Genomic DNA, 25,338 nt, shown 5'->3' with positions numbered 1-25,338 from the left:
AAGATCCTGAATAAAATGTGTGTGATTATGCTTTAAAGCTGTGTAGTTGATTCATGACACGGTTTAAGTCACCTTTGACTATGTCATCAACGTAGCGCAACGATTCATCGATCGTTTGCATGGTTTTAGCGTACTCATCTGGTGCGGCTTTTTTAAGGACATAATTCGCTACTTGGCTGGCATGCCCTGGATGGCCTATGCCAAGCCTTAAGCGTGCAAACTCTTTGTTGTTACCAAGCTTCGCAATAATGTCTTTTAAGCCATTGTGGCCGCCGTGGCCGCCACCTTTTTTTAATTTAACGCTACCAGGTGGAATGTCCAATTCGTCATGAACGACGAGGACTTCTTGAGGAAGGACTTTGTAGAATTGGCAAACTGCTTGAACAGCCTTGCCGCTTAAATTCATATAGGTGGTGGGAATGAGTAGATAGCATTCTTCACCAGCTATAGAAACTTTGCCGAAGAACCCTGAAAATTTCTTTTCAGAACGTAAAAGGCATTGGCTCTGACGAGCCAATGCCTCTATCCACTGAGCGCCAGCATTATGGCGAGTGTTCTCGTATTCGCTGCCTGGGTTACCCAGACCGACTAATAATTTGAAACCTGCCACAATACTGCCTTCAATGCTCTTAACGCTTAGATTTGTCGATACGACCGATTGGTTGGTTGTGATCTTCGCCTTTTAGCAAAGCGATCAACTCAACACCTTCAGGAAGCTGTGCGTCAGACAAGTGGAAGATTTGACCTAGTTGAGCTTGACCAGCATCAATGATCAACGCTTCTGGAAGGTTAGCTGGTAGACAACGAACTTCAGCCAATTTCGCTTCGATAGTCAAACGACCACCTTGCTTACTAACGCCTTCACTTTTCGCTGCATTAATAAAGGTTAAAGGAACACGAGTAGTGATCGTTTTATCAGCTTGTGCACGTAGAAGGTCCATGTGCATTACGTCACCTGTTGCTGGGTGGCGCTGAAGTGCTTTAACCAATACTTGCTCAGTTTTACCTTCAACAGAAACTTCAACAAGGCCTGTTAGGAAGCCTGGAGTAGTAACCGCTTTAAGTAGTTCGTTATCTTTGAACGAAACAGATTGAGGGGCAACATCGCCGCCGTAAATTACAGCAGGTACTTGACCTTCTTTGCGAAGGCGGCGGCTCGCACCTTTACCTTCTAGATTACGTGCTACGGCATTAATAGATAATGTCATGGTTATTTCCTAATAAATAATAAAGTTGTGCCCAGAACTGCGACCCATTCCGAGCGAAAGTGTTTGGTTTAGGCCCCAAACATGGCACTGATAGACTCTTCGTTGCATACGCGACGAACCGCCTCTGCCATGATGTCAGACATCGACAACTGGCGTATTTGAGAGCACTTAAGTGCCTCAGGTGTCAATGGGATGGTATCAGTCACAACCAACTCATCGAGCACAGAATTTGAAATGTTATCAATGGCTTTGCCAGATAGCACAGGGTGTGTACAGTACGCGAGTACTTTGGACGCGCCGTGTTCTTTTAGTGCTTTCGCCGCTGCACACAAAGTGCCGCCGGTATCACACATGTCATCGACCAATACACAGGTCTTGCCTTCCACATCACCGATAAGGTGCATGATTTGCGCTTCGTTGGCACGTGGGCGACGTTTGTCGATAATAGCCAAGTCAGCATCATCAAGTAATTTCGCGAAGGCACGAGCACGAACAACACCGCCTACATCAGGGGAAACCACAGTAATGTTTTCGTGGCCTTGGCGCTGTAGATCATCAAGCAACAACGGCGTTGCATAAACGTTGTCCACAGGGATATCAAAGAATCCTTGAACCTGATCTGCGTGCAAATCAACCGTTAAAACTCGGTTGATGCCAACAGCAGAAATCATATCCGCTACAACTTTAGCTGTAATTGGCACACGAGCAGAGCGTACTCGACGATCTTGTCGCGCATATCCGAAGTAAGGGATAACGGCAGTAACTCGTGTTGCAGAAGCTCGACGTAAGGCATCCGCCATGACGATGAGCTCCATTAAATTATCGTTACTAGGGGCGCATGTAGATTGAATGATGAAAACGTCTTTACCGCGAACATTTTCATTAATCTCGACCGTAATCTCTCCGTCGCTAAACTTACCTACTGTTGCATTTCCGATTGGTAGCCCTAGACGGCGTACCACTCTGCGAGCGAGTTCAGGGTTTGCATTACCGGTAAAAACCATCAACTTGGACACTGTGTATACCCTTGTATTTTGTAGCGATGAAAATAGACTGGCGAAGGGTGTAGGTTGTTATAGCTACACACCTCTATTATGCTCTATCCACTGGTCTAATGCTTTATGAGCTGGTGACCTATTACACCCCTTGCAAACCCAAGCCTGCCATTTGCCCGGAACCATGCGTTTTAGCCTTTCGGCTTCAACCCTTGAGGGGAAAGCCATAAATAGGCATGCACCCGTACCGGTCAACTTAGCGTTTCCATGTTGTTGTAACCATGAAAAGGCTTCTTTTACTTCGGGATTGTGTTTTTTTACCACCTCTAGACAGTCATTATGCCCGTCCAGTGTCAAGGCGTGCGATATTTTGATGGGAGGGGTGTCTCTTGTCAAATACTTATCGGTAAAAATTTGAGCGGTGGACACATGACAATTGGGTTTTATGAGCAAATAATAAGGTGTGTCTGGTTCAACGGGTAACAATTCTTCGCCGACACCTTCTGCAAAGGCTGCAAAGCCCATCACAAAAACGGGTACATCGGCCCCTAGAGTCAAGCCGATTTTAGCCAGTTCCTCTAGGTTGAGTTGGCAGTTCCAGAGGGTATTAAGTGCCAGTAAAGTGGTTGCTGCATTAGAACTTCCACCACCAATACCGCCGCCCATAGGTAATTGTTTTTCCAAGGTTATTTGGATACCTGAGGTGGCTGTATGACGATAAGGCTGTAAGAGTCTAGCCGCTTTATAAATGAGGTTTTGCTCACAAGGTAGGTCAGGGATTTCTGGCGCTAATCGAATTTCACTGTCATTGGTTAATGTAAAGTCAAGCTGGTCGCAGAGGTCTATAAACTGGAAGACGGTTTGTAGGTTATGATACCCGTCTTCCCTTTGTGCTGTTATGTGTAAAAATAAATTTAATTTTGCGGGGGAGGGAAGTTTCATTAGTTTATTGAATGGTCCAATGATTAATGATTAGGTTCACTCTATAAGGTGCTTTTGAAATCTGAATTCTCTGAGGTAATTCTAACTCATTTACCGTCGTAAAGCTTTTGTATTCGATCAGCCAGCCATCTTGATCAATTTGATGGAGCTGCTCTAAATTCTCTTCCGATGGAATAATAACCGCAGCAGAGTTTGGGCTGGTCAAGCCTCGCACCCAATAGGCAACCTGTTCAACAGGAAAGGCCCAACCAAGCTCATCTTCTAACAACTGTTTAGCGCTCTCTCCAGTAACGGTTTTATCATCGTAGGCTAGGGTAACCAGAGCGTCTTTTTCTTTCACTAAAGAGGTGGCACCTTGTCCAAATGGTCCTGAGATATTCAGATCAAAGGTCTCGGCGTTTTTCTGCCAGCTAAAGTTTCCGGATAACGCGTCATCTTGAGTGCGGATGCCAATGCGGCCAGAAATATCCCAAGCAATAATATTTGCAGCGTTCGTTGGTGGTGGTGTACTAGGGCCAGAAGGTTGGCTACTGCAAGCAATGAGTAAACAGCTGGTGAAAACTAGAAAGAAAACTCTAAATAGCATATTTACTGCTCCGGTGTATTGGCAGACGGTTGAGAAGCGAATTGTATGAGCGTCGGTGAAAGTCTATTGATAGTATTTAGCAGTAAATCTGAATCTGGCGACTCTTTTAAAGCCGCTTGCCAGACACTAATGGCCTGTTGGTAATTCTTTTGCTTCCAGAGAGATTCTCCATAATGTGCCGCAATTTCAGGGTCTGGAAGAATAGACCAGGCTTTTTTTAAATAGTAAGCGGCTTGTTCTAATTCGTTCATGAGGAAGAATCCCCACCCTAAGCTGTCGATAATGGCAGGGTCATTATTTGATTGCTCGTAAGCTAGTTCAATATAGCCCATGGCTTCTTTTAAGTTGGGTGTGCGGATGAGTAAAGTGTAGCCAAGAGCATTAAGATATTGTGGATTGTGAGGGTCTTTGGATAGAAGCGTTTCAAACTCAGTAATCGCATCTTGCCAAAGGTCTAGAGAGTCGCACAAAAGCGCTTTTTGGTAGCGTAGCATATTAGATTCAGGGTAACTGTTTAAAGCTCTGGTTAGCAGCTCCAAGGAAAGTTGACTCTTGCCTTTCTCTTGATGTAATTGGCTTATATTAGCAATTTCTTCTGGTGCGCTCTCCCTTTGAAGGCGACGCAGTATCATAGTATTGATTTCTTCTTCTCTGGCTTCATCGTATAGCCATACTGCCATTTGGTTGGTCGCACTAGAGCGGAGTACGCCTTCAACGGCCTCCATTTTTTGGATAGCTTCTGCTTTGCGGTCTAATCGAGCTAATGCTTGAGCGGCAAGGTATGTTACCTGCTCGGCCAGTCTTTGCTCTGTATCAGGGAGCTCTTCTAGTACTTTTAACGCTAAATCTGGGTGTTCGTATTTAAGAAGAACGCTGCTAAAACTAATAGCTAACGGAAATTTATACGTCGAGCTTACTTTATAGTCTTGGTAGGTTTTATAGGCGGTATCTTGTTCTTTCCCTTGTACGAGAAATTCTAATAGCGGCGTTAAAGTATCTATGCTATCTGGATGTTTATTTAAAGAAGCTTGTAAAGCTTTGATCGCTGCTTTTAGATTACCCATCTTTTCTTGGCTGTAAGCAAGTATTAGGAAGGTGTTTTCATCTCTGTATTGATACTTCTTAAGTAGTTGATTGGTGATGGTGATGGCTTGAGGGTATTGGCCATCAAGGTAATGTATACGCGCTCGAGTAAGTTGCACGTATTTGTTTTGCGGTTGAAGGTCTGGTAGGAGCTCGAGAGCATCTGTCAGGGTGCTGATAAGGCTGTTTTCGTTTAGGTTTTTTTCTAAAAAAACAGGCAAAAACTCAAGTGACGCTTGATTATCTAATGCGTTTATAAGCATGTTTGCTGTTGCGGTAGGTTGATGCGCTTTTAATAACGCTTGCATTTTAATCGCATAAGCTTCGGAAGCTTGTGGATCGATGGCTAGCCACAGGCCTGTACTGTCAACAATGTGGGAAGTGTTGCGAGTGGCTAAGGCGATCTCTGTTAGTCGCTGTGTAAGCTCTAAATCTTTTGATTGGAGTGCAAGCTTATAAAACTGAGGATAAGCTACATCGGCACCTGCTCGTTGTAATGTAAACTCGGCGCTGAGAAGGTCTTCAAGGTGCTGAGTTGGCTGGTTTGCTTCATTAGATGATGGTGTTGAAGCTAAGCTGTCAGTTGGGGTTTTCTCGGAGGTGGTACCACAACCCAATAAAGCAATAAGCGATAACAGGCTGACCATTGATGATTTTATCAACAGCAAGCGTGTCTTTATGGTCTTCGCTCTCATGCTTAAGGGCATCATTTTCTCAAAAAATTGATTTCAATGAATTATATTATCGTTCGTAACGGCTTGTGTCAGCTATTGCTATGAAATATTCCTATTAGTTTTATTGAACTAACAGGTTAGAAAAGCAATCGAATTCTCGTATAATACAGTTTTTATAATGAAAAGTCGTGTTGGGGCAATGTCTCCTCCTTTCATGATCTTAAAGTCTCGTTCTTTTATAAGAGTTTCCTGATGCCGCTAATTACTGTGGGTGTTAACCATAAAACTGCGCCTGTAGCGATACGTGAACGCGTGGCTTTTGCCCCCGAGAAAATGATAAATGCCTTGTCTTCATTGGTTGCCGACCAAAAAGCAAACGAAGCAGTGATTGTGTCTACCTGTAATCGTACCGAACTTTATTGTTCTGTGGATAATGAAGAGCGTGTTGCCCAAATTATTGATTGGTTAGCTGAGTATCATGGATTAGACAAACAAGATTTACGAAAATACTGTTATTCACATGTTGAAGCCGATAGTGTGCGACACGTAATGCGTGTTGCCTCAGGGTTAGATTCTTTAGTATTAGGTGAGCCGCAAATCCTTGGGCAGGTAAAATCTGCTTACGCAGTGTCCCAAGAGGGAACTTGCTTAGGGTCAGAGTTAGAGTCGTTATTTCAGCGTGTTTTCTCGATTGCCAAACGTGTACGCACGGACACCGCTATTGGCGAGAATCCAGTCTCTATTGCTTTTGCTGCAGTAAGCTTGGCGCAAAGAATATTTGCAGATATTCGGCAAAGTACGGCGTTATTGATTGGTGCCGGCCAAACGATAGAGCTGGTGGCACGGCATCTAAAGGAAAACGGCGTTAAGCGTCTGATCGTCGCCAACAGAACGTTAGCGCGTGCCGAGAAGTTAGCCACAGACCTTCAGGCAGAGGCTATCCTGCTTGGGGATATCGGAGACTATCTGTCACAAGCGGATATTGTTATTTCTTCCACTGCCAGCCAATTGCCCATTATCGGCAAAGGTATGGTGGAGCGGGCAACCGCTCAACGTCGTCATGCACCGATATTATTAGTTGATATTGCCGTCCCCCGAGATATCGAGCCTGAAGTCGAAGAAGTAAAAGATGCTTACTTGTACACAGTCGACGATTTACATTCGGTTATTGAAGAAAATGTTAAAGCAAGGCAAGATGCCGCGAAAGCGGCAGAGAGCATTATTGATGAAGGGGTAGAGCTCTACCTACGAGCGCTTGAGTCGAGAAAAGTCTCCGATTTAATCGTTACCTTTCGCCAAGCAGCGGAATCCATCAAGAATCAAGAATTAGAAAAAGCACTAAAAAGCCTAGAAACAGGCCAAGCACCAGAGCAAGTGATGACGAAACTAGCTCATGGATTAATGAACAAACTCATTCATGCCCCCACCCGCTATTTGCGTGATGCAGGGGGGGATGCAGATCAGCAAGCCTTGATCATAGCATCGAATGTATTGGGTATAGACGAAGAAAAAGACCATTAAAAAATGAAACAATCGATAAAATTAAAATTAGAAAGTTTGTCTGATCGCTATGAAGAGCTTGCTGCCCTATTAGGTGTTGCTGAAGTTATTATGGATCAGGACTTGTTTCGTGCTTATTCAAAAGAATATGCGGAATTAGAGCCTGTTGTGAAATGCTTTAATGAATATCAGCAAGTTGAAGAAAACTTGCTGGAAGCAGAAGTGATGATGACGGACTCCGATCCAGAAATTAAAGAGATGGGCGTCGAAGAAATGAAAGAGGGGCAGGTGCAGAAAGAAGCATTACAACTGACCCTGCAGAAACTTTTGCTTCCGAAAGACCCGAATGACTCGCGAAACGTTTTCTTAGAAGTACGTGCGGGGACAGGTGGTGATGAAGCATCTATCTTCTCTGGTGATCTGTTCCGCATGTATTCCCGTTATGCTGAGACGCAACGTTGGAAAGTTGAAATCGTTAGTGCTAGCGAAGGTGAACATGGTGGTTACAAAGAAGTCATCGCCCGTATTGTTGGGGAAGGTGCTTACTCAAAATTGAAATTTGAATCCGGTGCCCACCGCGTGCAACGTGTACCAGCAACAGAATCCCAAGGTCGTATACATACCTCTGCTTGTACCGTGGCAGTAATGCCAGAAATGGACGAAGTGGCGGATATCAATATCAACAAAGCGGATTTGCGTATTGATACCTTCAGAGCCTCTGGTGCAGGTGGTCAGCACGTTAACAAAACCGACTCAGCGATCCGTTTAACGCATATTCCAACGGGTGTTGTTGCGGAATGTCAGGAAGAACGTTCACAGCATAAAAACCGCGCTAAAGCCATGTCATTGCTAGCGTCTCGTTTGTTGGCTGCAGAACAAGAAAAAGCCGCTAGTGAGCAATCCGAAGCTCGTAAATCCCTAGTGGGCAGTGGTGACAGATCGGAACGTATCCGTACCTATAACTACCCTCAAGGGCGAGTCACCGATCACCGTATTAACTTAACTTTATACAAATTGGATGAGATTGTTACCGGTGATCTGGATGTGTTGATCAACCCACTGGTGAATGAATTCCAGGCTGAACAGCTTGCGACACTAAGTGGCGATAACTAAACCATGCAAATAGACGCGCTGCTGAAAAGTGCGAGTCAGCGCTTAGAGCCTCTTTATGAAAGCGCTTTGCTCGATGCGCAGCTATTATTGGCACAAGTGTTAGACGTCTCTACATCTTATTTTTACACTTGGCCCGATAAAGTTGTTGATAAAGCGCAGCTGGTGGCTTTTGAAGCGCTGCTGGCGCGTCGCTTAGCAGGGGAGCCAATTGCTTATATTTTAGAAAGGCAGGCGTTCTGGACATTGGATCTCGAAGTCAGCCCTTGTACCTTAATTCCCCGAGCGGATACAGAACGTTTGGTGGAAGTTGCTTTAACTAAGGTGCCCACTCAAGCTGCTAGTCGTATTTTGGATTTGGGGACAGGTACCGGAGCCATTGCATTGGCTCTGGCGTCAGAGTGTCAGCATGCCCAAGTATTTGGTGTGGATCTTATTGATGAGGCTGTGGCCTTGGCTAAACGGAATGCCCAGCGACATGATCTAAGTGTCCGTTTTACGCAAAGTAGCTGGTTTGAGCAGCTAATGAACGAAAAGCCATTCGATCTCATTGTCTCCAACCCACCCTATATTGACCCTGCGGATCAACATTTAGAGCAAGGTGATGTGCGCTTTGAGCCAAAAACGGCCTTGATAGCAGAAGAGCATGGTCTCGCGGATATTCGTCATATAGTCATTCAGGCCAAAACTTATTTGGCTCAGGGTGCTTGTTTGATTTTTGAACATGGCTATGATCAAGCGGCACAAGTTCGAGAAATATTGGCCGCAGAAGGTTATGAGCAAATAGAAAGCTTTCAAGACTATGGTGGCAACGATAGGGTAACTTTAGGGCATTATTCCCAAAGCTAGCTTTGAGGTTTAATCGCTAAGGGGAAACAAGCCCCTTAGCTATGGTTGTGCTTTTATTGTGCGCTTTCTGGGCGAACAAATATTGGAGCGTCAGGCGTTGATTGTTCAGGGTCGTAACGGTAACCCGCTAGATCGAACGCTTGAATATCCGACAAGGTTTGGCAGCGGTTTTCAATCAGATAGCGAGCCATCAATCCTCGGGCTTTCTTGGCGTAAAAGCTGATCACTTTGAACTGACCATTCTTTTCATCTAAAAAGTTAGGGCTGATCAAGCGAGCCGCTAACTTCTTCTTATTGACGGCTTTAAAGTATTCATTTGAGGCCAGGTTTACCACAAGTTCACCGTCTTCTAATTCGTTGTTGAGTTTATCAACAATAATATCACCCCAGAATTGATATAAGTTGCTACCTCGGTTATTGGTCAGCTTGGTGCCCATCTCTAAGCGGTATGCCTGCATTAAATCTAATGGTTTTAGTAGACCGTATAAACCACTGAGGATACGTAGGTTTTTCTGAGCATAAGCTATATCTTCGACGCTAAGGGAATAGGCATCTAAACCTGTATAAACATCACCCATGAAGGTATAAACCGCTGGGCGGCTATTGTTTTGGGTGTGACTCTGTTGCCACTCTTGGTAGCGGGAGACATTCAATAAAGACAATTTATCGCTAAGTTTCATTAAACTAGCAATTTGTGCTGGAGTGTAATCTTTTATAGTATCGATTAGCTCTTGAGAGTGCTCGAGTAAGCTTGGTTGGCTATTTTCCTCCACCGTCGGCGGTGAGGTCAAATCGAGTGTTTTTGCTGGTGATATTAAAAATTTCATATAAGTTCCGTTGTTCGCCGTTGCGTTTGCTTAAGATTATCCATAGAGTGCCGATAGATATCTAGAGAATGCTTTGATAGAGATAATTTATGAAGAATAACTTAATCCCATTCCCGAAGGTAAAAAAGCCGCAGATGGGTGATCAACCTCTGACGACGTCTGGGGATGAGCTGGTAGCATTACGTGATCAATTCGACCGAGCCCGTGAAAACTGGCCAGTAGAGATTGCTGAGCTTCCAGAAAATAATAAGTTATTCTCTAGTACAAAAAAATAATAATTAACGGACTTATCGTTAGTCAATCTAGTCAAAGGAATGCCTCTTGCTTGCTTTTGTTGTGCGTCACTCTCTGTTGCTTATGTTTCTTATTGCTGTATTGGGTTTTTTACTCCCTTCGATTTCTCTAGCAATATTTCCATTTCTACCTATCGTGCTTTTCTTCCTGATGGCTTTGACTCTATTGAGCATGAAGCAAAAGCTTTTGATTGAGCGTCTACGAAGTCTTGCTGTATGGCGATATGCCTTATTGCATGCTTTTATTATGATGCTGGTGGTGGCGGTGTTCGCCAAATTACTGAATTTTGACCATGATCTTTTGCTAGCCGTAGTCGGGGTGGCGGCGACAGGTTCATTATTTGCTACACCTGCAATTATCAGAGCGTTAGGTTTTGATAGTTTGGGAGCGATGGCAATGACGATTGCGAGTACACTATTGCTTCCTATAAGCATTGTGATGGCCTTGTTGTTATTTCAAGAAGGGCCCATTGATCTAGATTTAGTCACCTATTTTATTCGCTTAGTTATTTTTATTTTCGGACCCATGCTGATTTCATTTGTCGTGCATGCGTTTTGTCCAGAAGAGAAGCTGCAACGAGTGTTGGCAAAAATTTCTCCTTATACCATTTTGTTGGTGTTTGCTTTTCCTTTCGGTTTGGTTGGTAGTTTCCGCTTATTGTTCGATACAGACCCTTGGATGGCCCTTAACTATTTTCTTATCGCCATTGGCTTGTGTTGTATCTTTTTTGGGTTAGCCTATTGTTTTTACCGACGTTATGGCAAAGCAGTCGCCTTAACCGCAGGGCTAACTTCCGCTAATCGTAACGTATTGCTTACTTACAGTATTGCTGGTGGATTACTCGGGCCGGCTTTTTTGCCAATGGTTGGCGCTTTACAGATTCCAACCTCGGTATTGCCTGTGATCGTTCGGTGGCTGAATAAGGTACTGAAGGATTAAGAGCGTTTTCTTCAAACAAATAAAAACGCCGCTAACATTAGCTTGTTAGCGGCGTTTAGCATTTTTAAGCTTGGTGCTTAATTAATGATGAGGCAGCGGTAGTTCTTTTAGATGATGGCTTGCTTGTTTTAGACTAAACATCAGCATTTCATTGCTGGCTTGTGTTTCGCCTAGAGCATGCAATAAACGGCTAAGTTCGGCCATTGCCTCATTTTGCGAGTCTAAAGAGAAGGCTTGCTCGTAATAGTCTCGGGCTTTGCCCCATAGCTGTAATGACTGACTGAGTCGCCCACATACTAAATAAAGGTTGGCACTTTCTGTGTACTTCTTTAACCAGCTTTCACATTGGCTTAGGCGTTTACGAGCATTATTTTCCGTTAATTGGCCGTATTCGTAGATGAGCTCTTCGGACCATTTCTTATTTAGGCTGGCGCGAATAAAACTTTCAGCTTTGGCCTCATCTCCAAAGGTGATGAGAGTTTGTGCATAAAGCTGTTGCATGCGCTGATCTTGATCTAGCGTATCGAGTTTACGCCATAGGGTTTCAATGTCATGAACGAGTTCTTTGTTATTGTCGCCCATTTTGTTTCGAAATTTCATCTTGTCTAACAAGGCTAAGAAGGCATTGCGCTCTAACTCAAACATGTTGTCGTTATCAAAAATGCCGTACTTTTTTAGCGTCGGAGTTAGGGCCAGCAAGGCATCCCAATCTTTAAGTTGGGTGTACACTGAAACCAGCATTTTTAGCGTTTGCTTATGTTTAGGTTTGAGCTTCTGTAAGCGCAACAAGGAAGCAAGTGCGCTCTCGTAATGCTTTTGACGCATTTGTATTTGGCTTTGGGCAAAGCCGATGGCAAATGCAGCTTCTGGGGTTGCCTGATGAGCGTTGCGAAGTAGGGATTTAGAACGTTCATGTTCTTCTTGCTCGCTGGCAGCATAAGCAGCGCCAATGTAGTTGATCAAAGGGTAAGGAACACGATCAGCGCTATTGGTTAATAGTTTCTCTGCTTTATTCCAGTTACCCCCAATAAGCTCTAGCATGCCACGAATGGTATTTTTTGATGCGCGCTTCTGGGCAAGGTTGCCGGTGACTTTGGCCAGTGAATTACTTGGTCTCAAGGTGATAAACAAAATGCGTTTTACCCAGCTCAATACAAATAATGTCACGAAAAGCGCGGCAACTAGCACCCACAAGCTGGTTTCTAGAGTAACGCCATTATAGGCAATGAGAACATAACCACTGTCTTGTCGCATGAGTAGGCCAAGCACACCGCCCACGGCCATCATGATGACCAGTAAAAAGAGAAACTTCCTCATACCTGCTCTCCTGTTGCTTCAGCATTTAGCGTGGTGCTTTCACTCTGCTTAGGAGGGGTGTCGGTGGTCTTTGGTGTTTCCTGTTGCTGGGTAGGATCCTCTACTGGCGTGTCTGCCTCTGAAGACGAGATGCCTTTTGAAACATTACTCGATGGCTCTTTCAGTGCTGGAGATTGAGCGGGGGGTTGTGTATCCGTTTCGGTGTTTTGAACAGAACTGCGTTGTTTCCACTCACTCATAAGAGACTGCATTGCCAGTAAAGAGCCTCTAGGTAAAGGTAAGTCTGGATTAGGATTAACTTGCTGTAATGCTGTGAGGCTTGCTAAGAAGGTCGTCACTCGTTGTGAGTCGGTATCAAAGTGCTCTGTAATCGCGCCGGCGACACGAGCAAGGGCTTGCTGATAGATGTTGCTCTCACCTTTGACGAGCGCGACTTGTGCAACATCCACTTGTAGTTGTAAACCAGTAACCAACTGCTGGTATTCAGCTGGTGGAAGAAGCGCCTCAATTGGTTTGTGCTGATAGTTAATCACCACAAGAGAACGCAACGATAACCAAAGTTTTTCTAATGTGTTTGCAAACGCATTGGTTTGTTCAACGGATTCTTGCTGGGCCTGCTCTGTTTGTTTTGCGGATTCTTGCCAGCCTTTAGAGGGTTCTCGCTGTGGCAGTTGAGGGATTAGTTCGTACAAGGCATCCAGTTGCAGGTAATGTCCTTCCAGATCAAATTGACTAACAGCCTTTAGAGATTGTATATCCTTGGCGATAGCTTTTCTGGCGGCAAAGAAAATAGGATCTTCTAGTTCTTTTAAAATATTGTCTGCATTGCTTAACAGGGCTTCGGCGCCACCACTGTCTGATTCCAGCAATAGCCTTTGATTGGCAAGGCGGACTAGGTATTCTGCTTCAGCCAACTTCCAATCTTCTTTAGTGGTGTTGTTCAAACGATTCAATTTAGCTTCAAGCTGCTGGATTTTTTCTGCTTGATGAGTCTGCGCTAAAGTGAATTCTGCTGTTGTATTTTGACTGTCTTGCTGGAGGCTTTTGATTTCTTTGGTGATGGCGTTCAGCTGGACTTGCTGATTATCCTGTTTATTTACTCGGGCGTTTAGAGTGTCTTGCTGTTGGCTAAGTGTGCTTAGCTGTGTGGTAATTTGATGATAGCTCTGTTGGTTGTTAGTGCTTTGGTAAAAAAGCCAAGCGCTGCTTAATAAGGCGATACCCGATAGGCCAATGGCAAGGTTGGCTAGTTTATTGGAAGAGGATGTTGTGCCAACCTTGATGGCTTTTTTAGATTGAGCAGGATGGGGAGCATTGCTACTTTTTTTATCGTCCGACTTGTTTAGGTCCGCATCTTTTTGTTGTGCTATTTGCTCATTATTATCTGTCATTCGATCTTCCTGTATGAAGTTCAGTTGCTTTTAATAGGCTAAAGTCATCCGCACCGTCGGCACATATAACCTTTTTCCAGCCAGCTTCCATGGCTTGTTGTACGACTCTTTGGCTGGGGACAAATAATGGATAGTCCAGCCATGCTTTTTTCAGCGCTAGGGTATATTCCGTTAATGTTTGCAGGCTTTCCCCACTGGTTGCCCATATTTTATTGATATCGGGTAACATAACAAAAGTTTGAGCACTATATGTGGGTTTTTTTCTTTCATAGAGAGAAAGATAGCTCACTTTTGCTCCTCTTTGGGAGAGTTTTTCTCCTAAAGTAGGGCGGCCTTCTGAGCCTCGAGCGATCAGTATTTTTAGACCTGCCATTTTTATGGGCTTGAGCCAGTCTAATAAATCTTCGCTGGTGTGCCCTGGGTTGGATAAGGCCGGAATACCTTCTGCAATTAAGGTTTGGGTGGTGCCTTGGCCTATCCCTATCCAGTAAACTTTTTCGGGTAGCATGGGCCAACATTCGTCTAGCCATTCTGCGGCGGCTCTTGCTGCATTTTTGCTAACGAAAATCACGTAATCATATTCATCTATATTAAAAACTTGTGAACGAATCTTAGCGATTTCCGTTATGTCAGTAATAGGGGTAATAGACATCATGGGGAGAGGCACAGCAATAATGCCCTGTTCAGCAAGTCGCTGACAGGTTTGCGCATTTTCTGGCTCAGGCCGAGTGATCAGAATTTTGTGTGGCATTCCGTCTCTTTACTTGTATAAGTCTTTTAGAATTTGGCCTGCACCGCGAGCCAATAAATCATCGGCAAGTTGCACACCAAGTTGCTCAGCTTGCACTTTAGTGCCACGAATTTCCCCTGTGATCATGGTTTTACCATCGGGACTTCCCACTAAACCACGGAGCCATATTTGATCTTCTTCAAGTAGTGCGAAACAAGCGATAGGGGCTTGGCAGCCACCATTGAGTCTTTCGTTTACGGCTCTCTCTGCGGTTACGCGATAGCTTGTTTCTTCGTGCTGAAGAGGGCTAAGTAACTGCCATGTGTCTTGGTCGTCGGTGCGGCACTCAATCCCCATAGCGCCTTGACCACCTGCTGGTAGACTTAGCTCAGCGGGAATTTCTTGCTGGATGCGGTCAGCCATTTCAAGACGTAGCAAGCCCGCGGTGGCTAAAATAATGGCATCATATTCACCATTATCGAGTTTTCTTAGGCGGGTGTTTACGTTGCCTCGTAACTCTTTAATGATTAAGTGAGGGTATTGCATTTTTAACTGGCAGGAGCGGCGTAAACTAGAAGTGCCAATCACAGCGCCTTCTGGTAGTTGATCCAGCTCTTTATAGTGGTTGGAAACAAACGCATCAGTAGGGTTTTCACGCTCACAGATCACGGCCAGCCCTAGCCCTTCAGGAAAATGCATTGGGACATCTTTCATCGAGTGAACCGCGATATCGGCACGGCCATCAAGCAAGGCATTTTCTAGTTCTTTTACAAATAAACCTTTGCCGCCAATTTTGGATAGAGGGGAGTCTAAAATTTGATCGCCTTTGGTCGTCATTCCTAAGAGTTCTACCTGAAGGTCTGGGTAGCGCTGTTCGAGCTGGCTTTTGACATTTTCGGCTTGCCATAATGCCAGTTGGCTCTCACGGGTGGCGATCACAATCTTATCTTTCACAAAGTCTCCTAATGGTGGGGCTTCTAAGGGATATTTTTATCAAATTTATCGACAATCATACTCGTTAAGCGTGCCAGCGTCATCCTTCTGTACTTTATATGTAGTGGCGCTTAGGGTACTCTTGGCAGCTGTTTTAATTTGTCTGGGAACTGATTGAATGACTGATACGAATAAAACCACCAACCAGCAATGGGGTGGCCGTTTTTCTGAGCCTGTAGATGCTTTTGTAGCACGTTTTACCGCTTCCGTTGAGTTTGATCAACGAATGGCAAAACAAGATATTCAGGGATCGATTGCACACGGTAAAATGTTGGCCGCCGTTGGCGTGCTAACGGAAGAAGAGCGTGATCAGATTATTCAAGGTTTAACGGAAATAGAGACGGAAATTGCTAATGGCGAATTCCAGTGGTCGGTAGAACTTGAAGATGTACACATGAACATCGAAGCTCGCCTAACACAAAAAATTGGCATAACGGGCAAGAAACTGCACACCGGCCGCTCGCGTAATGACCAAGTGGCGACGGATATTCGTCTTTACATGCGTGACGAAGTGGATTTTCTGTTAGAAGAAGTAACACGACTACAACAAGGTATTCTGAGTTTGGCTGAAAAAGAAGCCAGCACCATAATGCCAGGTTTTACGCACTTGCAAACTGCTCAGCCAGTGACTTTTGGTCACCACTTAATGGCTTGGTATGAAATGATGCAACGTGACTACGAACGCTTAGTTGACTGCCGTAAGCGCATCAATATCTTGCCGCTTGGTGCGGCGGCCTTAGCAGGCACAACGTATCCTATTGATCGTAATATGACAGCAGAGTTATTAGGCTTTGAGCGTCCAACTTACAACTCATTGGACTCAGTGAGTGATCGTGACTTTGCCATCGAATTCACATCTGTTGCATCCATCATCATGATGCATATGTCCCGTTGGGCGGAAGAAATGGTAATGTGGGCGTCTGCCCAGTTTAACTTTATTTATTTGCCAGACCGTTTCTGTACCGGCTCTTCTATCATGCCTCAGAAGAAAAACCCAGATGTGCCTGAATTGGTACGCGGCAAAACAGGCCGTGTTTATGGGCATCTAATGAGTCTATTAACGCTGATGAAATCTCAGTGCTTGGCTTACAACAAAGATAATCAAGAAGACAAAGAGCCGTTGTTTGATACGGTTGATACTTTAAAAGGGTCATTGCGTGCATTTGCGGACATGATTCCTGCCATTGAAGCTCGAAAAGAGCCTATGTACGAAGCGGCGCGTCGTGGTTTCTCCACTGCAACCGATCTTGCAGATTACCTTGTTCGTCAAGGTGTGGCTTTCCGTGATGCCCATGAAGTGGTTGGTAAAGCCGTAGGTTACGGTGTGAAAGAGGGCAAAGATCTATCTGAAATGACCCTTGAAGAGCTTAAGAGTTTTGGTAGTATGATTGAACAAGATGTGTTTGATGTACTGACTCTAGAAGGCTCTGTTGCAGCGCGAGATCATGTTGGTGGCACGGCTCCAGCCCAAGTGTTGAAAGCTGTGGAACGTGCTAAAGCGGATTTGTCTCAACGTATGGCGTAACAAATTGGTAGCTTACTAGCCTAGGCTAGTTGTACCCCTTAGTGATGGTGGATAACCTCTGTCACTAAGGGGGTTTTTATTGGGGTAAATTAAACGGAGAATCAGCGCCTAAAATATCAGGCGCTATGCTCAGTTCAAACAAGAATGTCTTGGTTTGGCCGCCACAACCAGAGAGCACTACAGTCCACTCTTCCTTTTGGTTGTCTTTAGGAATGCGCCAGCAAACCCCTTTGATATTGACGTATCGAGTGCCATCCGCATCTTCCGTGATAGGATATCGAGTCTCTTTTGTTTGAGTTTTTAAATATTCCTTTTGTGTTTTTTGCGATGATGTTATCTGCTCCTTTAAAGTCGGAGAGAAGACTTTTTCGGTAGCAGAATTTGTTGTGTTTTTATGCTCGTCTATTTTTACATCTAAAAGTGTTGGCTTTTCAATTTTACGTAGGTCCGTAAATTCCGTCTCAGTGTCTACTGTCTCGTGCCCAGCTTTAGGCGGTACATATCTAGGTTCTTTGGTTTGGTCTGCATCCGCATCCGTTAGATTATCGGATTTATCAGGATAACTTGCTCCTCCGGTCATTTCAGCGCTTTGGTGCCATGCAGTGAAGTCTTTGACATCACTAAGTGGGGCTTCACTTTTCGTGTCAATGAGAGGGGCGCTGGCTGGCGTATTGGTACCTACCTTATTTTTAGTTGATTCAGTGTCTTGTTGTATAGATGGCGCAGTGTTCTTCGATGTCGCGTCATTTTGAGGAAGTAGCGAAATCTCGAAATTACTTTGTGATGCGGCATTGCTTGGAAAGATAACTGTCGCCTCATCATCTACTAACCACAAGTGCAGGATGAGTAGGTGCGCCATAATGGCAAATATCAAAGCAATAATTTTGGGTGGCGTATTCTTCTTCATCCCGAGCGTTCTTTTTGTTTCGTTCAAATGGTTAACCTTGGCTAGTGTATAGCTCAATAGCTTGAGGTAAAGCCTATAAATTCAAGAGCTAGCCTCATATTTGTCTAATCTGATGAAAATCTGAGTAATTTCTAGACTAGGGTTGGGAATCTAGCGGGCTACCAGTATACTGTAGCCATCAAAAATAGAAGAGATAGAGATGATGCTAAAATGCGTTTCAATATGTTTTTTTGCTGTGATTTTAATGTCTTGTGGTAACAAGGGCGCTCTGTATTTACCAGAAAAAAACCTTGAAGCAGTACAAGCATCATCGACAAATTGAGGATCCCCAATTGGAATTTTTTAATTACTCAGATCAGCAGCTACATGCTGAAAATGTACCCTTAGCAAATATTGCAGAACAATTTGGTACGCCTTGCTATGTATATTCCCGTGCTGCCTTTGAAAACCGTTATCTAGCCTATGCTGAAGCCTTTGCTTCTCATCCGACATTGATTTGTTATGCCGTAAAGGCTTGTTCGAATATCGCCATTTTAAATGTCTTGGCGCGTCTTGGTGCTGGTTTTGACATAGTTTCCATTGGTGAGCTAGAGCGTGTACTGAAAGCAGGTGGCGATCCAGCAAAAGTGATGTTCTCAGGCCTTGGTAAGCAAGCGGTAGAAATGCGCCGAGCGTTGGAAGTAGGGATTCACTGTTTTAATGTTGAGTCTGAAGCGGAATTATATCGTCTTAATGAAGTGGCTGGAGAGTGTGGCAAAATTGCCCCTGTGTCTCTGCGTGTTAACCCTGATGTTGACGCTAAAACACACCCTTATATTTCGACAGGTTTAAAAGAAAATAAGTTTGGGATCGATATTCAAGATGCTGTTCGAATCTACAAAATTGCTCACGAATTGCCAAACCTAAATGTTATGGGCGTGGACTGTCATATCGGTTCTCAGTTAACGGAGCTTAAGCCGTTTCTAGACACCTTCGACCGCCTAACTGGTTTAATTGATGATCTTGCCGCCCATGGCATTGAAATCAAACACTTGGATCTTGGCGGTGGCTTAGGGGTTCGCTACCGTGATGAAGAGCCTCCGCAACCAGCAGAATACGCAGCGCTTTTGTTGGAAAAACTGGGTGACCGTACACTGTCTTTGGCGTTCGAGCCTGGTCGTTCAATATCTGCCAACTCAGGTGTGCTGGTGACGCAAGTTGAGTTTCTAAAATGCACGCCACATAAAAACTTCGCCATTATCGACGGTGCAATGAATGATCTAATTCGTCCTTCTTTGTATTCTGCGTGGATGGACATAGTTCCAGTTTCATTGTTGCCCACCACAGAAGGTAAGCGTAGTTATGACCTGGTCGGGCCAATTTGTGAGACAGGGGATTTCCTTGGTAAAGATCGCGAACTAGATATTCAGGCGGGTGATTTGTTGGCTATCCGTTCAGCGGGTGCTTATGGCTTCACTATGGCGTCTAACTACAATAGTCGTAATCGTGCTGCCGAAGTGATGGTAGACGGAGACCAAGCTCATTTGATTCGCGCTCGTGAAACGATAGAGCACCAATTGGCTGGCGAGCAAGTTTTGCCTAGCTAAGGAGACGAAGGTGTTATTAAAATTTACCAAAATGCATGGACTAGGTAACGACTTCGTTGTTGTGGATGCGGTTTCTCGAAAAGTTTTTTTTAATAAAAAGCAGATTGAGCTATTAAGTGATCGTAATTGGGGGATTGGCTTTGATCAGCTGTTAGTGGTTGAGCCGCCTTCCAATCCTGAAATGGACTTCCGCTACCGTATTTATAATTCAGATGGCACTGAGGTGGAACACTGTGGCAATGGTGCTCGATGCTTTGCTAAGTTTGTACTGGATCGTGAATTGACGAACAAACATATTATTGACGTGGAAACCAAACGCGGCCCTATTCAATTAAGAGTGTTGAATAATGGTCAGGTTACCGTAGATATGGGGGCGCCAAGTTTTGAACCGAAGGATTTACCCTTCACTGCGGACGCTCTGCAGTCGACTTATGCTGTTGAGACGCAATCAGGCGTTTATGATATTACTCCCGTTTCGGTAGGTAACCCCCACGCAGTATTGAAAGTAGACCAATTGAGCGATGAGTTGGTGGCAACAGTAGGCCCAGAATTAGAAGCTCATGAGCGTTTCTCAAATAATGTGAATGTTGGTTTCATGGAAGTGCTTAGCAAGAGTGAAATAAATCTGCGAGTGTATGAACGTGGTGTTGGGGAAACTCAAGCCTGTGGTACAGGTGCTTGTGCCGCCGTAGTCGCTGGTATTAAGCAAGGCTGGCTTAGCTCTAAAGTTACCGCCCATTTAACCGGTGGTGATCTACAAATTGAGTGGCAGGGTGGTGACCAACCTATTCTTATGACAGGGCCTGCCGCGAAAGTCTTTGAAGGGCAAATTTACCTATAGAGGTCGTATGAAGGAAGAGGAAGTAATTCAGTTCTTATCAGACAGTCCGGATTTTTTTATTAAACATACCGAGTTGTTGGAGTCTTTAACACTTCCTCATCCTGCCTCTGGTAAAGCAATTTCTTTGCTGGAGTATCAGGTCAACCAGTTGCGAAAGTCTACGGCGAGTTATCGCAATGAGTTTGAGCGATTGGTGGAAGTGGCTCGAGAAAATGAGTCCACCATGAAAAAAAGTCGTCGCTTGGTTTTAGCAAGTCTGGCTTGTGAGACGCTCGATGATTTTGCCGCCGTGGTTGATGATATGATTCGAGACGACTTTGATATCTCTTTTCACTCCCTCGTATTATTCGATGATTACCCAGATTGTAGTATTCGAACACATTTTTTAACGGAAGATGATCTTGTGTTGCCGCAAACTTCAGGTTTTGCTGAGTGTTATTGTGGTGAGCTACCAGAGGGTGAGTTGGATTTTTTGTTTTCGGAAAACGCGAAAAAAATACAATCCATCGCAGTATTACCTATCTTATCGACTCAGTCTGATAGTGCCCAAAACTTAGGTGTGTTAGTGCTGGGGGCGGAGCAGGTGTCTGCTTTTCACCATGAAAAAGGTGCGATGTTTTTGCAATATATTGCTGATCTTCTAAGTGCCATTTTGACTAGGTTGATAAAATGACGGTATTAATAACCTTTGATCTAGACAATACGCTTTGGGATGTTGAACCTGTTATCGTGCGAGCAGAATACGCTATGGAAAGTTGGTTCGAGGAACGATTTCCGGGGTTTTATGACCAGTTTGATTTTTCTTGGCAACAAGAAGAAAAAGCTAGGCTGTTGGCTCGATCCCCCGACTTAGTCGGCAACTTGACGGCAATTCGGCTTGGTGTGTATCAGCAAGCATTGAAGCAGTTTCAGTTGCCCTCGGAAGAGTGTGAGATGGTTGCCGAGGCAGCACTGACACACTTTGCTGAATGGCGACAAAGGGTAGATCTTTTTCCTCATGTGAGAGAGGTTCTCGAGGAGCTCTATCGAGATTACTCATTGGCCGTGATCACGAACGGCAACGCCGATGTGTATCATCCCTACATTGGTTTAGGGGGGTACTTTGACTTTGCTTTAAGAGCCGACCAGCAAGGAGTGGCGAAACCTGACGCTCAGCTTTTTGAAATGGCGGCCGAGCAAAGCAAAACTTCTACCCCGCAGGTTATACATATTGGTGACCACCCCCACGATGATGTTTATGGCGCTGCAAATGCAGGGGCGAAAACTATCTGGTTTAACCGTCATGGGGCCAGACGTTGGCAAGATGGCTGGGGTCAGCCAGCGGATGCGGAAGTTTATTCTTTGCTGGAACTGCCTACTGCAATACGCTCATTATTGTCATAGCGCTTTTCTATTAGCTTATTAGTAGGAACTCATTTTTACCCTGAGGATTTGGTGTTACACTAGCTACCATTCGTTAGTTATCAAATCGCTTGAAAGGAAAAGTTTATGAGTGAAAATATTATCCAAATTACAGATGCTCAGTTCGCTGAAGAAGTATTGAATTCCGAACTACCTGTTATCGTTGATTTTTGGGCTCCTTGGTGTGGTCCTTGTAAAATGATTGCGCCTGTATTGGAAGATATTGCCGTTGAATTTGAAGGACGCTTAAAAGTTGTTAAATTGAACGTTGATGAAAACCAAGAGACAGCACCAAAATACAATGTTCGTGGTATTCCTACCTTACTTATCGTTAAAGGTGGTGAAGTGGCTGCAACTAAAGTTGGCGCCGTTTCTAAGTCACAACTAGTTGAATTTATTAACAGCGCAATCTAATTGCTTTGTTTAATAATAAAAAAGCAGCCAATGGGCTGCTTTTTTTGTGTCTGAATATTGGCTTGGCTTAGTTGCTTAGAGATGCCAATTTCTGTGCAAAGGCGGGTGAATGTGAATTTTCTAGCGTGGCCATGACTTTTTTGGCGTAAGGAAGGTAATTTGTTAAATCCTTCTTCGCCATCGGATCATCGTTCGGTAGTTTTACCGTAACAGGATTTTTATGAACACCGTTGATACGAAATTCATAGTGTAAGTGAGGACCAGTCGCCCAACCGGTCTGACCAACGTAAGCAATTACTTTACCTTGTTGAACTCGATTGCCTCGCTTGGTGCCACGAGCAAAGCCTTTCAGGTGTGCGTAGAGGGTTTGATAACCTTTACCATGGTCAATAATAACAACGTTGCCATAACCGTTTTGTTTGCCAGCAAAAGAGATTTTACCATCCCCTGCGGCTTTGACTGGTGTGCCACTCGATGTTGCGTAATCCACGCCACGGTGTGGGCGGCTAGTTTTGAAAATTGGATGCAGTCGGTTAGGGTTGAATTTCGAAGAAATGCGTGTGAAATCTACAGGTGTGCGGATGAAGGCTTTACGCATGGCTAGCCCGTCAGGGGTGTAATAACTCGAGCCACGAGCGGTTTTGTAGCGGATGGCTTGAAAGGTTCGTCCATTATTAATGAACTGCGCAGCAAGGATATTGCCTTCGCCAATTTTTTCACCATCTAAAAACTTCTCTTCAAAAAGTATACTCAAGCTATCGCCTTTTCGAATGTCTAAGGCAAAGTCAATATCCCAGCCGAAGATGTTAGCCAACCCAATAAGCATGGCTTGGCTAATGCCAGCACGCATGCCATCTACAAATAATGAATTATTAATAGTGGCTTCTTTGTAGGTCTGAGCAATTTCTGGGGTGCGGGTTACTTCTTCACGGTCGAATTGTTGGTCGTTACGTTGGAATACCACGCTTTCTAAACGATTAAGCGTTAGTGTCAACGAAGTAAGTTCACCTGAGTGGTTGTCCGTTTTGAAATCAAGAGTCTGCCCGGGTCGCATTCTTAACAGTGACCTATGGCTTTTGTCTGCTTGGGAAACCTTATAAATATCATTTGCTGAGATGCCATGGCTGCTGAGTATTTTTGAAAGAGAGTCTCCGGAAACAACGGTGGCCGACTGTTCGCGAAAGCTAGGACGCTGCTCTTCAATGATTGTTTGGTTTTCCGTTGGTGCTAAAGGGGTTGTCTGAGCCGATTGCGCGTTACTCAATTGAAGTGACTTTTTATTGGCTAGCGGAGAGTCAAGTTCGTAGGGTAATCCTTTTGCGGTGACATTGGTTGGAATCTGAAACTGCAGGCTAGGCTGTGTTTTAGGTGTGGGCAGATCTGCTAATGTGAGCTGGGACTGTTCCACAATGGCAAAATTAGTCTCCAGTGAAATAGCGCCTGAAGTGTTCTCTTCCTCTGTAGGGAAGGCAATTAAGGCAATCGCAATCACAAAAGAAATGGCTGCAATCGAGAGAAGGTGCCTTGTTGGTAGTAACTTAGTCAAAATGAGTACCCAAAAATTCTTAATAAAGCCTTATAATCCTACCAACATTACTTTTATAATTGAATGCTTTATAAAGATTAACTCACTAGGAAATGGATCGAAATAATGACAGTTGGTAGTAGCGACCTTTTGGTAGATTTACAAGCTCGTGGGCTTATTGCTCAAATGACAGCAGAAGATGAGCTTAAAGCGCACCTAAATAGTGGCAGTCGTACGCTTTATTGTGGTTTTGATCCAACAGCCGATAGTTTACATCTAGGCCACCTTGTGCCTCTCCTAGTACTGAAACGTTTTCAAGATGCTGGTCACAACCCTATTGCGCTAGTTGGTGGTGCGACTGGTTTGATTGGTGACCCAAGCTTTAAAGCAGCAGAGCGTCAATTGAACACCTCAGATGTTGTGGCTAACTGGGCAGAAAAAATACGCGGACAAGTCAGTCAGTTTGTTAAGTTTGACAATGTCCCTAATCCTGCAAAAGTTGTAAACAACTTAGATTGGGCTGGCGAAATGAGTATGCTGGATTTCTTGCGTGAAATTGGTAAACATTTCTCAGTAAATGCCATGATCAATAAAGAATCTGTACAGCAGCGCCTGAATAGAGAAGGAGCAGGTATTTCTTTTACTGAATTCTCTTATGCACTGCTGCAAGGTATGGACTTTGCTGAGCTTAACCGTGCCTACGATTGTACGATTCAAGTAGGCGGAAGTGATCAGTGGGGAAATATTGTCGGTGGTATCGATTTATCTCGTCGCCAAAATCAAGCGCAAACTTTTGGTTTAACGGTTCCTTTGGTTACAAAGTCTGACGGCACAAAGTTCGGTAAAACAGAGTCGGGTGCGGTTTGGTTAGATCCAGCGAAAACCAGTCAATACGCTTTTTACCAGTTCTGGATGAACACTGCGGATGCTGATGTATATAAATTCCTGAAATTCTTCACCTTCTTAGGCCTTGAAGAAATTGGTGAGATAGAAAAAGCTGATCAAGAAAGTACCGGTAAACCACAAGCGCAAGCTATTCTTGCTCGTGAAGCAACCAAGCTAGTGCATGGGGAAGAGGGTTTGCAGGCTGCGGAGCGAATTACGGCCGCATTATTTAGTGGTAAGGCGGATGAGCTAAGTGAACAAGATCTTGAGCAAATTCAACTAGACGGTCTGCCAAGTAGTTCGTTACAGGGGATTGACCTATCGGCAACGCCACTAACTACCTTGTTAGCAGATGCAGGCTTAGCGGCCAGTGGCAAGCAAGTAAAGGATGCTTTGCAGCGAAACTCTGTTTTTGTAAACGGTCAAGCTCAGGGCTTAGAAAATAACATGGATGCTGCCAGTATCTTTTCAACTGAGACTGGCTATTACGGTAAGTATTTCCTCGTGAAGTTAGGTAAGAAAAAGCATCACCTGTTTGTTTTGTAATCAAAACACACAGAATTGAATTCAAAAAAGGCACTTCGGTGCCTTTTTTTGTTTATATCAAAAAAACTACTTGCACAAAAAAAGTTAGACGGTATTATACGCTCCCACTGACACGGAGAACGTGATCAGACGCTCTTTAAAATAGATAATCAGATAATTTGTGTGGGCGCTCGCTGGAGACTTCAGAAGATCGACTTACTAACTTCGGTTGGTGGTTGATCAAAAAAATTGAAGTCTTACGAGACGTCAAACACGTCAATTCGCTTTATA

At 44.3% G+C, this 25,338-nt stretch carries 26 protein-coding genes; 13 read left to right on the top strand and 13 right to left on the bottom strand.

Features of this window, described 5'->3' with window-relative positions:
* Positions 1 to 25 precede the first annotated feature (25 nt).
* The 6 genes from pth to ABJF92_RS05970 form a co-directional block, all read right to left on the bottom strand.
* Positions 26 to 610 (bottom strand): aminoacyl-tRNA hydrolase, encoded by a 585-nt coding sequence (gene pth / locus ABJF92_RS05995; protein ID WP_446814909.1) that lies wholly within the window; start codon positions 608 to 610, stop codon positions 26 to 28.
* Between the two features lie 19 nt (positions 611 to 629).
* The gene (locus tag ABJF92_RS05990; RefSeq protein WP_446814908.1) at positions 630 to 1,208 is read right to left on the bottom strand and encodes a 50S ribosomal protein L25/general stress protein Ctc; all 579 of its coding nucleotides are present in this window, start codon (positions 1,206 to 1,208) and stop codon (positions 630 to 632) included.
* 68 nt (positions 1,209 to 1,276) lie between these two features.
* Positions 1,277 to 2,224 carry a ribose-phosphate diphosphokinase gene (locus ABJF92_RS05985; RefSeq protein WP_446814907.1) on the bottom strand — a complete coding sequence of 316 codons (948 nt, stop codon included), beginning with the start codon at positions 2,222 to 2,224 and terminating at the stop codon, positions 1,277 to 1,279.
* Positions 2,225 to 2,287: 63 nt separating this feature from the next.
* Positions 2,288 to 3,145 (bottom strand): 4-(cytidine 5'-diphospho)-2-C-methyl-D-erythritol kinase, encoded by an 858-nt coding sequence (gene ispE / locus ABJF92_RS05980; RefSeq protein ID WP_446814906.1) that lies wholly within the window; start codon positions 3,143 to 3,145, stop codon positions 2,288 to 2,290.
* 4 nt (positions 3,146 to 3,149) lie between these two features.
* A complete protein-coding gene (lolB, locus tag ABJF92_RS05975) occupies positions 3,150 to 3,731 on the bottom strand; it encodes a lipoprotein insertase outer membrane protein LolB (protein ID WP_446814905.1) in 582 nt (193 codons plus the stop codon).
* A 2-nt stretch (positions 3,732 to 3,733) separates the two neighbouring features.
* Complete coding sequence (locus ABJF92_RS05970; protein WP_446814904.1) at positions 3,734 to 5,476, bottom strand: tetratricopeptide repeat protein; 1,743 nt, start codon at positions 5,474 to 5,476, stop codon at positions 3,734 to 3,736.
* 264 nt (positions 5,477 to 5,740) lie between these two features.
* Here ABJF92_RS05970 and hemA point away from each other — a divergent pair, with 264 nt between their 5' ends.
* From hemA to prmC, 3 genes are read left to right on the top strand one after another with little or no spacing between them, the layout of a single operon-like run.
* On the top strand, positions 5,741 to 7,009 hold the full coding sequence (gene hemA, locus ABJF92_RS05965) for a glutamyl-tRNA reductase (protein ID WP_446814903.1): 1,269 nt from the start codon (positions 5,741 to 5,743) through the stop codon (positions 7,007 to 7,009).
* A 3-nt stretch (positions 7,010 to 7,012) separates the two neighbouring features.
* Positions 7,013 to 8,101 (top strand): peptide chain release factor 1, encoded by a 1,089-nt coding sequence (gene prfA, locus ABJF92_RS05960; RefSeq protein ID WP_446814902.1) that lies wholly within the window; start codon positions 7,013 to 7,015, stop codon positions 8,099 to 8,101.
* A 3-nt stretch (positions 8,102 to 8,104) separates the two neighbouring features.
* Positions 8,105 to 8,947 carry a peptide chain release factor N(5)-glutamine methyltransferase gene (prmC, locus tag ABJF92_RS05955; protein WP_446814901.1) on the top strand — a complete coding sequence of 281 codons (843 nt, stop codon included), beginning with the start codon at positions 8,105 to 8,107 and terminating at the stop codon, positions 8,945 to 8,947.
* Positions 8,948 to 9,000: 53 nt separating this feature from the next.
* Here prmC and yaaA read toward each other — a convergent pair whose 3' ends face one another.
* Complete coding sequence (gene yaaA, locus ABJF92_RS05950; RefSeq protein ID WP_446814900.1) at positions 9,001 to 9,774, bottom strand: peroxide stress protein YaaA; 774 nt, start codon at positions 9,772 to 9,774, stop codon at positions 9,001 to 9,003.
* 89 nt (positions 9,775 to 9,863) lie between these two features.
* On the opposite strand from yaaA, the gene ABJF92_RS05945 reads away from it, so the two are divergent.
* Together ABJF92_RS05945 and ABJF92_RS05940 are read left to right on the top strand one after the other, a co-directional pair.
* On the top strand, positions 9,864 to 10,049 hold the full coding sequence (locus ABJF92_RS05945; protein ID WP_446814899.1) for a hypothetical protein: 186 nt from the start codon (positions 9,864 to 9,866) through the stop codon (positions 10,047 to 10,049).
* 46 nt (positions 10,050 to 10,095) lie between these two features.
* On the top strand, positions 10,096 to 11,007 hold the full coding sequence (locus ABJF92_RS05940; protein WP_446814898.1) for a hypothetical protein: 912 nt from the start codon (positions 10,096 to 10,098) through the stop codon (positions 11,005 to 11,007).
* An 81-nt stretch (positions 11,008 to 11,088) separates the two neighbouring features.
* On the opposite strand, the gene ABJF92_RS05935 is transcribed toward ABJF92_RS05940, so the two are convergent.
* Genes ABJF92_RS05935 through hemC form a run of 4 tightly spaced genes read right to left on the bottom strand, consistent with a single transcriptional unit; the run spans position 11,089 to position 15,399 of the window.
* Positions 11,089 to 12,324 (bottom strand): heme biosynthesis HemY N-terminal domain-containing protein, encoded by a 1,236-nt coding sequence (locus ABJF92_RS05935; protein ID WP_446814897.1) that lies wholly within the window; start codon positions 12,322 to 12,324, stop codon positions 11,089 to 11,091.
* Positions 12,321 to 13,715 (bottom strand): uroporphyrinogen-III C-methyltransferase, encoded by a 1,395-nt coding sequence (locus tag ABJF92_RS05930; protein ID WP_446814896.1) that lies wholly within the window; start codon positions 13,713 to 13,715, stop codon positions 12,321 to 12,323. The genes ABJF92_RS05935 and ABJF92_RS05930 overlap by 4 nt, the downstream gene beginning before the upstream one ends.
* A complete protein-coding gene (locus ABJF92_RS05925) occupies positions 13,705 to 14,466 on the bottom strand; it encodes a uroporphyrinogen-III synthase (RefSeq protein WP_446814895.1) in 762 nt (253 codons plus the stop codon). The genes ABJF92_RS05930 and ABJF92_RS05925 overlap by 11 nt, the downstream gene beginning before the upstream one ends.
* Before the next feature lie 9 nt (positions 14,467 to 14,475).
* The gene (gene hemC / locus ABJF92_RS05920; RefSeq protein ID WP_446814894.1) at positions 14,476 to 15,399 is read right to left on the bottom strand and encodes a hydroxymethylbilane synthase; all 924 of its coding nucleotides are present in this window, start codon (positions 15,397 to 15,399) and stop codon (positions 14,476 to 14,478) included.
* A 157-nt stretch (positions 15,400 to 15,556) separates the two neighbouring features.
* Here hemC and argH point away from each other — a divergent pair, with 157 nt between their 5' ends.
* Positions 15,557 to 16,963, top strand: a complete 1,407-nt coding sequence (argH, locus tag ABJF92_RS05915) for an argininosuccinate lyase (RefSeq protein ID WP_446814893.1) — start codon at positions 15,557 to 15,559, stop codon at positions 16,961 to 16,963.
* Between the two features lie 76 nt (positions 16,964 to 17,039).
* Here the strand turns inward: argH and ABJF92_RS05910 are convergent, their stop codons facing one another.
* Positions 17,040 to 17,897 (bottom strand): hypothetical protein, encoded by an 858-nt coding sequence (locus tag ABJF92_RS05910; protein WP_446814892.1) that lies wholly within the window; start codon positions 17,895 to 17,897, stop codon positions 17,040 to 17,042.
* A 172-nt stretch (positions 17,898 to 18,069) separates the two neighbouring features.
* Between ABJF92_RS05910 and lptM the strand changes: the two genes are divergently transcribed.
* From lptM to trxA, 6 genes are all read left to right on the top strand, one after another.
* The gene (gene lptM / locus ABJF92_RS05905; RefSeq protein ID WP_446814891.1) at positions 18,070 to 18,192 is read left to right on the top strand and encodes an LPS translocon maturation chaperone LptM; all 123 of its coding nucleotides are present in this window, start codon (positions 18,070 to 18,072) and stop codon (positions 18,190 to 18,192) included.
* Positions 18,193 to 18,202: 10 nt separating this feature from the next.
* A complete protein-coding gene (gene lysA, locus ABJF92_RS05900; protein ID WP_446814890.1) occupies positions 18,203 to 19,456 on the top strand; it encodes a diaminopimelate decarboxylase in 1,254 nt (417 codons plus the stop codon).
* A 10-nt stretch (positions 19,457 to 19,466) separates the two neighbouring features.
* The gene (dapF, locus tag ABJF92_RS05895) at positions 19,467 to 20,297 is read left to right on the top strand and encodes a diaminopimelate epimerase (protein ID WP_446814889.1); all 831 of its coding nucleotides are present in this window, start codon (positions 19,467 to 19,469) and stop codon (positions 20,295 to 20,297) included.
* 7 nt (positions 20,298 to 20,304) lie between these two features.
* Positions 20,305 to 20,970 (top strand): DUF484 family protein, encoded by a 666-nt coding sequence (locus tag ABJF92_RS05890; RefSeq protein WP_446814888.1) that lies wholly within the window; start codon positions 20,305 to 20,307, stop codon positions 20,968 to 20,970.
* A complete protein-coding gene (locus ABJF92_RS05885; protein ID WP_446814887.1) occupies positions 20,967 to 21,680 on the top strand; it encodes an HAD family hydrolase in 714 nt (237 codons plus the stop codon). Before ABJF92_RS05890 ends, ABJF92_RS05885 begins: the two co-directional genes overlap by 4 nt.
* Before the next feature lie 105 nt (positions 21,681 to 21,785).
* Positions 21,786 to 22,112 carry a thioredoxin TrxA gene (gene trxA / locus ABJF92_RS05880; RefSeq protein WP_445977793.1) on the top strand — a complete coding sequence of 109 codons (327 nt, stop codon included), beginning with the start codon at positions 21,786 to 21,788 and terminating at the stop codon, positions 22,110 to 22,112.
* A gap of 67 nt (positions 22,113 to 22,179) precedes the next feature.
* On the opposite strand, the gene ABJF92_RS05875 is transcribed toward trxA, so the two are convergent.
* Positions 22,180 to 23,658: a peptidoglycan DD-metalloendopeptidase family protein gene (locus ABJF92_RS05875; RefSeq protein WP_446814886.1), complete on the bottom strand. Its 1,479-nt coding sequence runs from the start codon at positions 23,656 to 23,658 to the stop codon at positions 22,180 to 22,182.
* 105 nt (positions 23,659 to 23,763) lie between these two features.
* On the opposite strand from ABJF92_RS05875, the gene tyrS reads away from it, so the two are divergent.
* Positions 23,764 to 25,068, top strand: a complete 1,305-nt coding sequence (gene tyrS, locus ABJF92_RS05870) for a tyrosine--tRNA ligase (protein WP_446814885.1) — start codon at positions 23,764 to 23,766, stop codon at positions 25,066 to 25,068.
* The last annotated feature ends 270 nt before the right edge of the window (positions 25,069 to 25,338 follow it).

The sequence above is a fragment of the Marinomonas sp. genome, assembly GCF_039940335.1.
Taxonomy (GTDB): domain Bacteria; phylum Pseudomonadota; class Gammaproteobacteria; order Pseudomonadales; family Marinomonadaceae; genus Marinomonas.
Note: the sequence above shows the minus strand (reverse complement) of the source record. Positions and strands in the feature narration are given on the sequence as shown.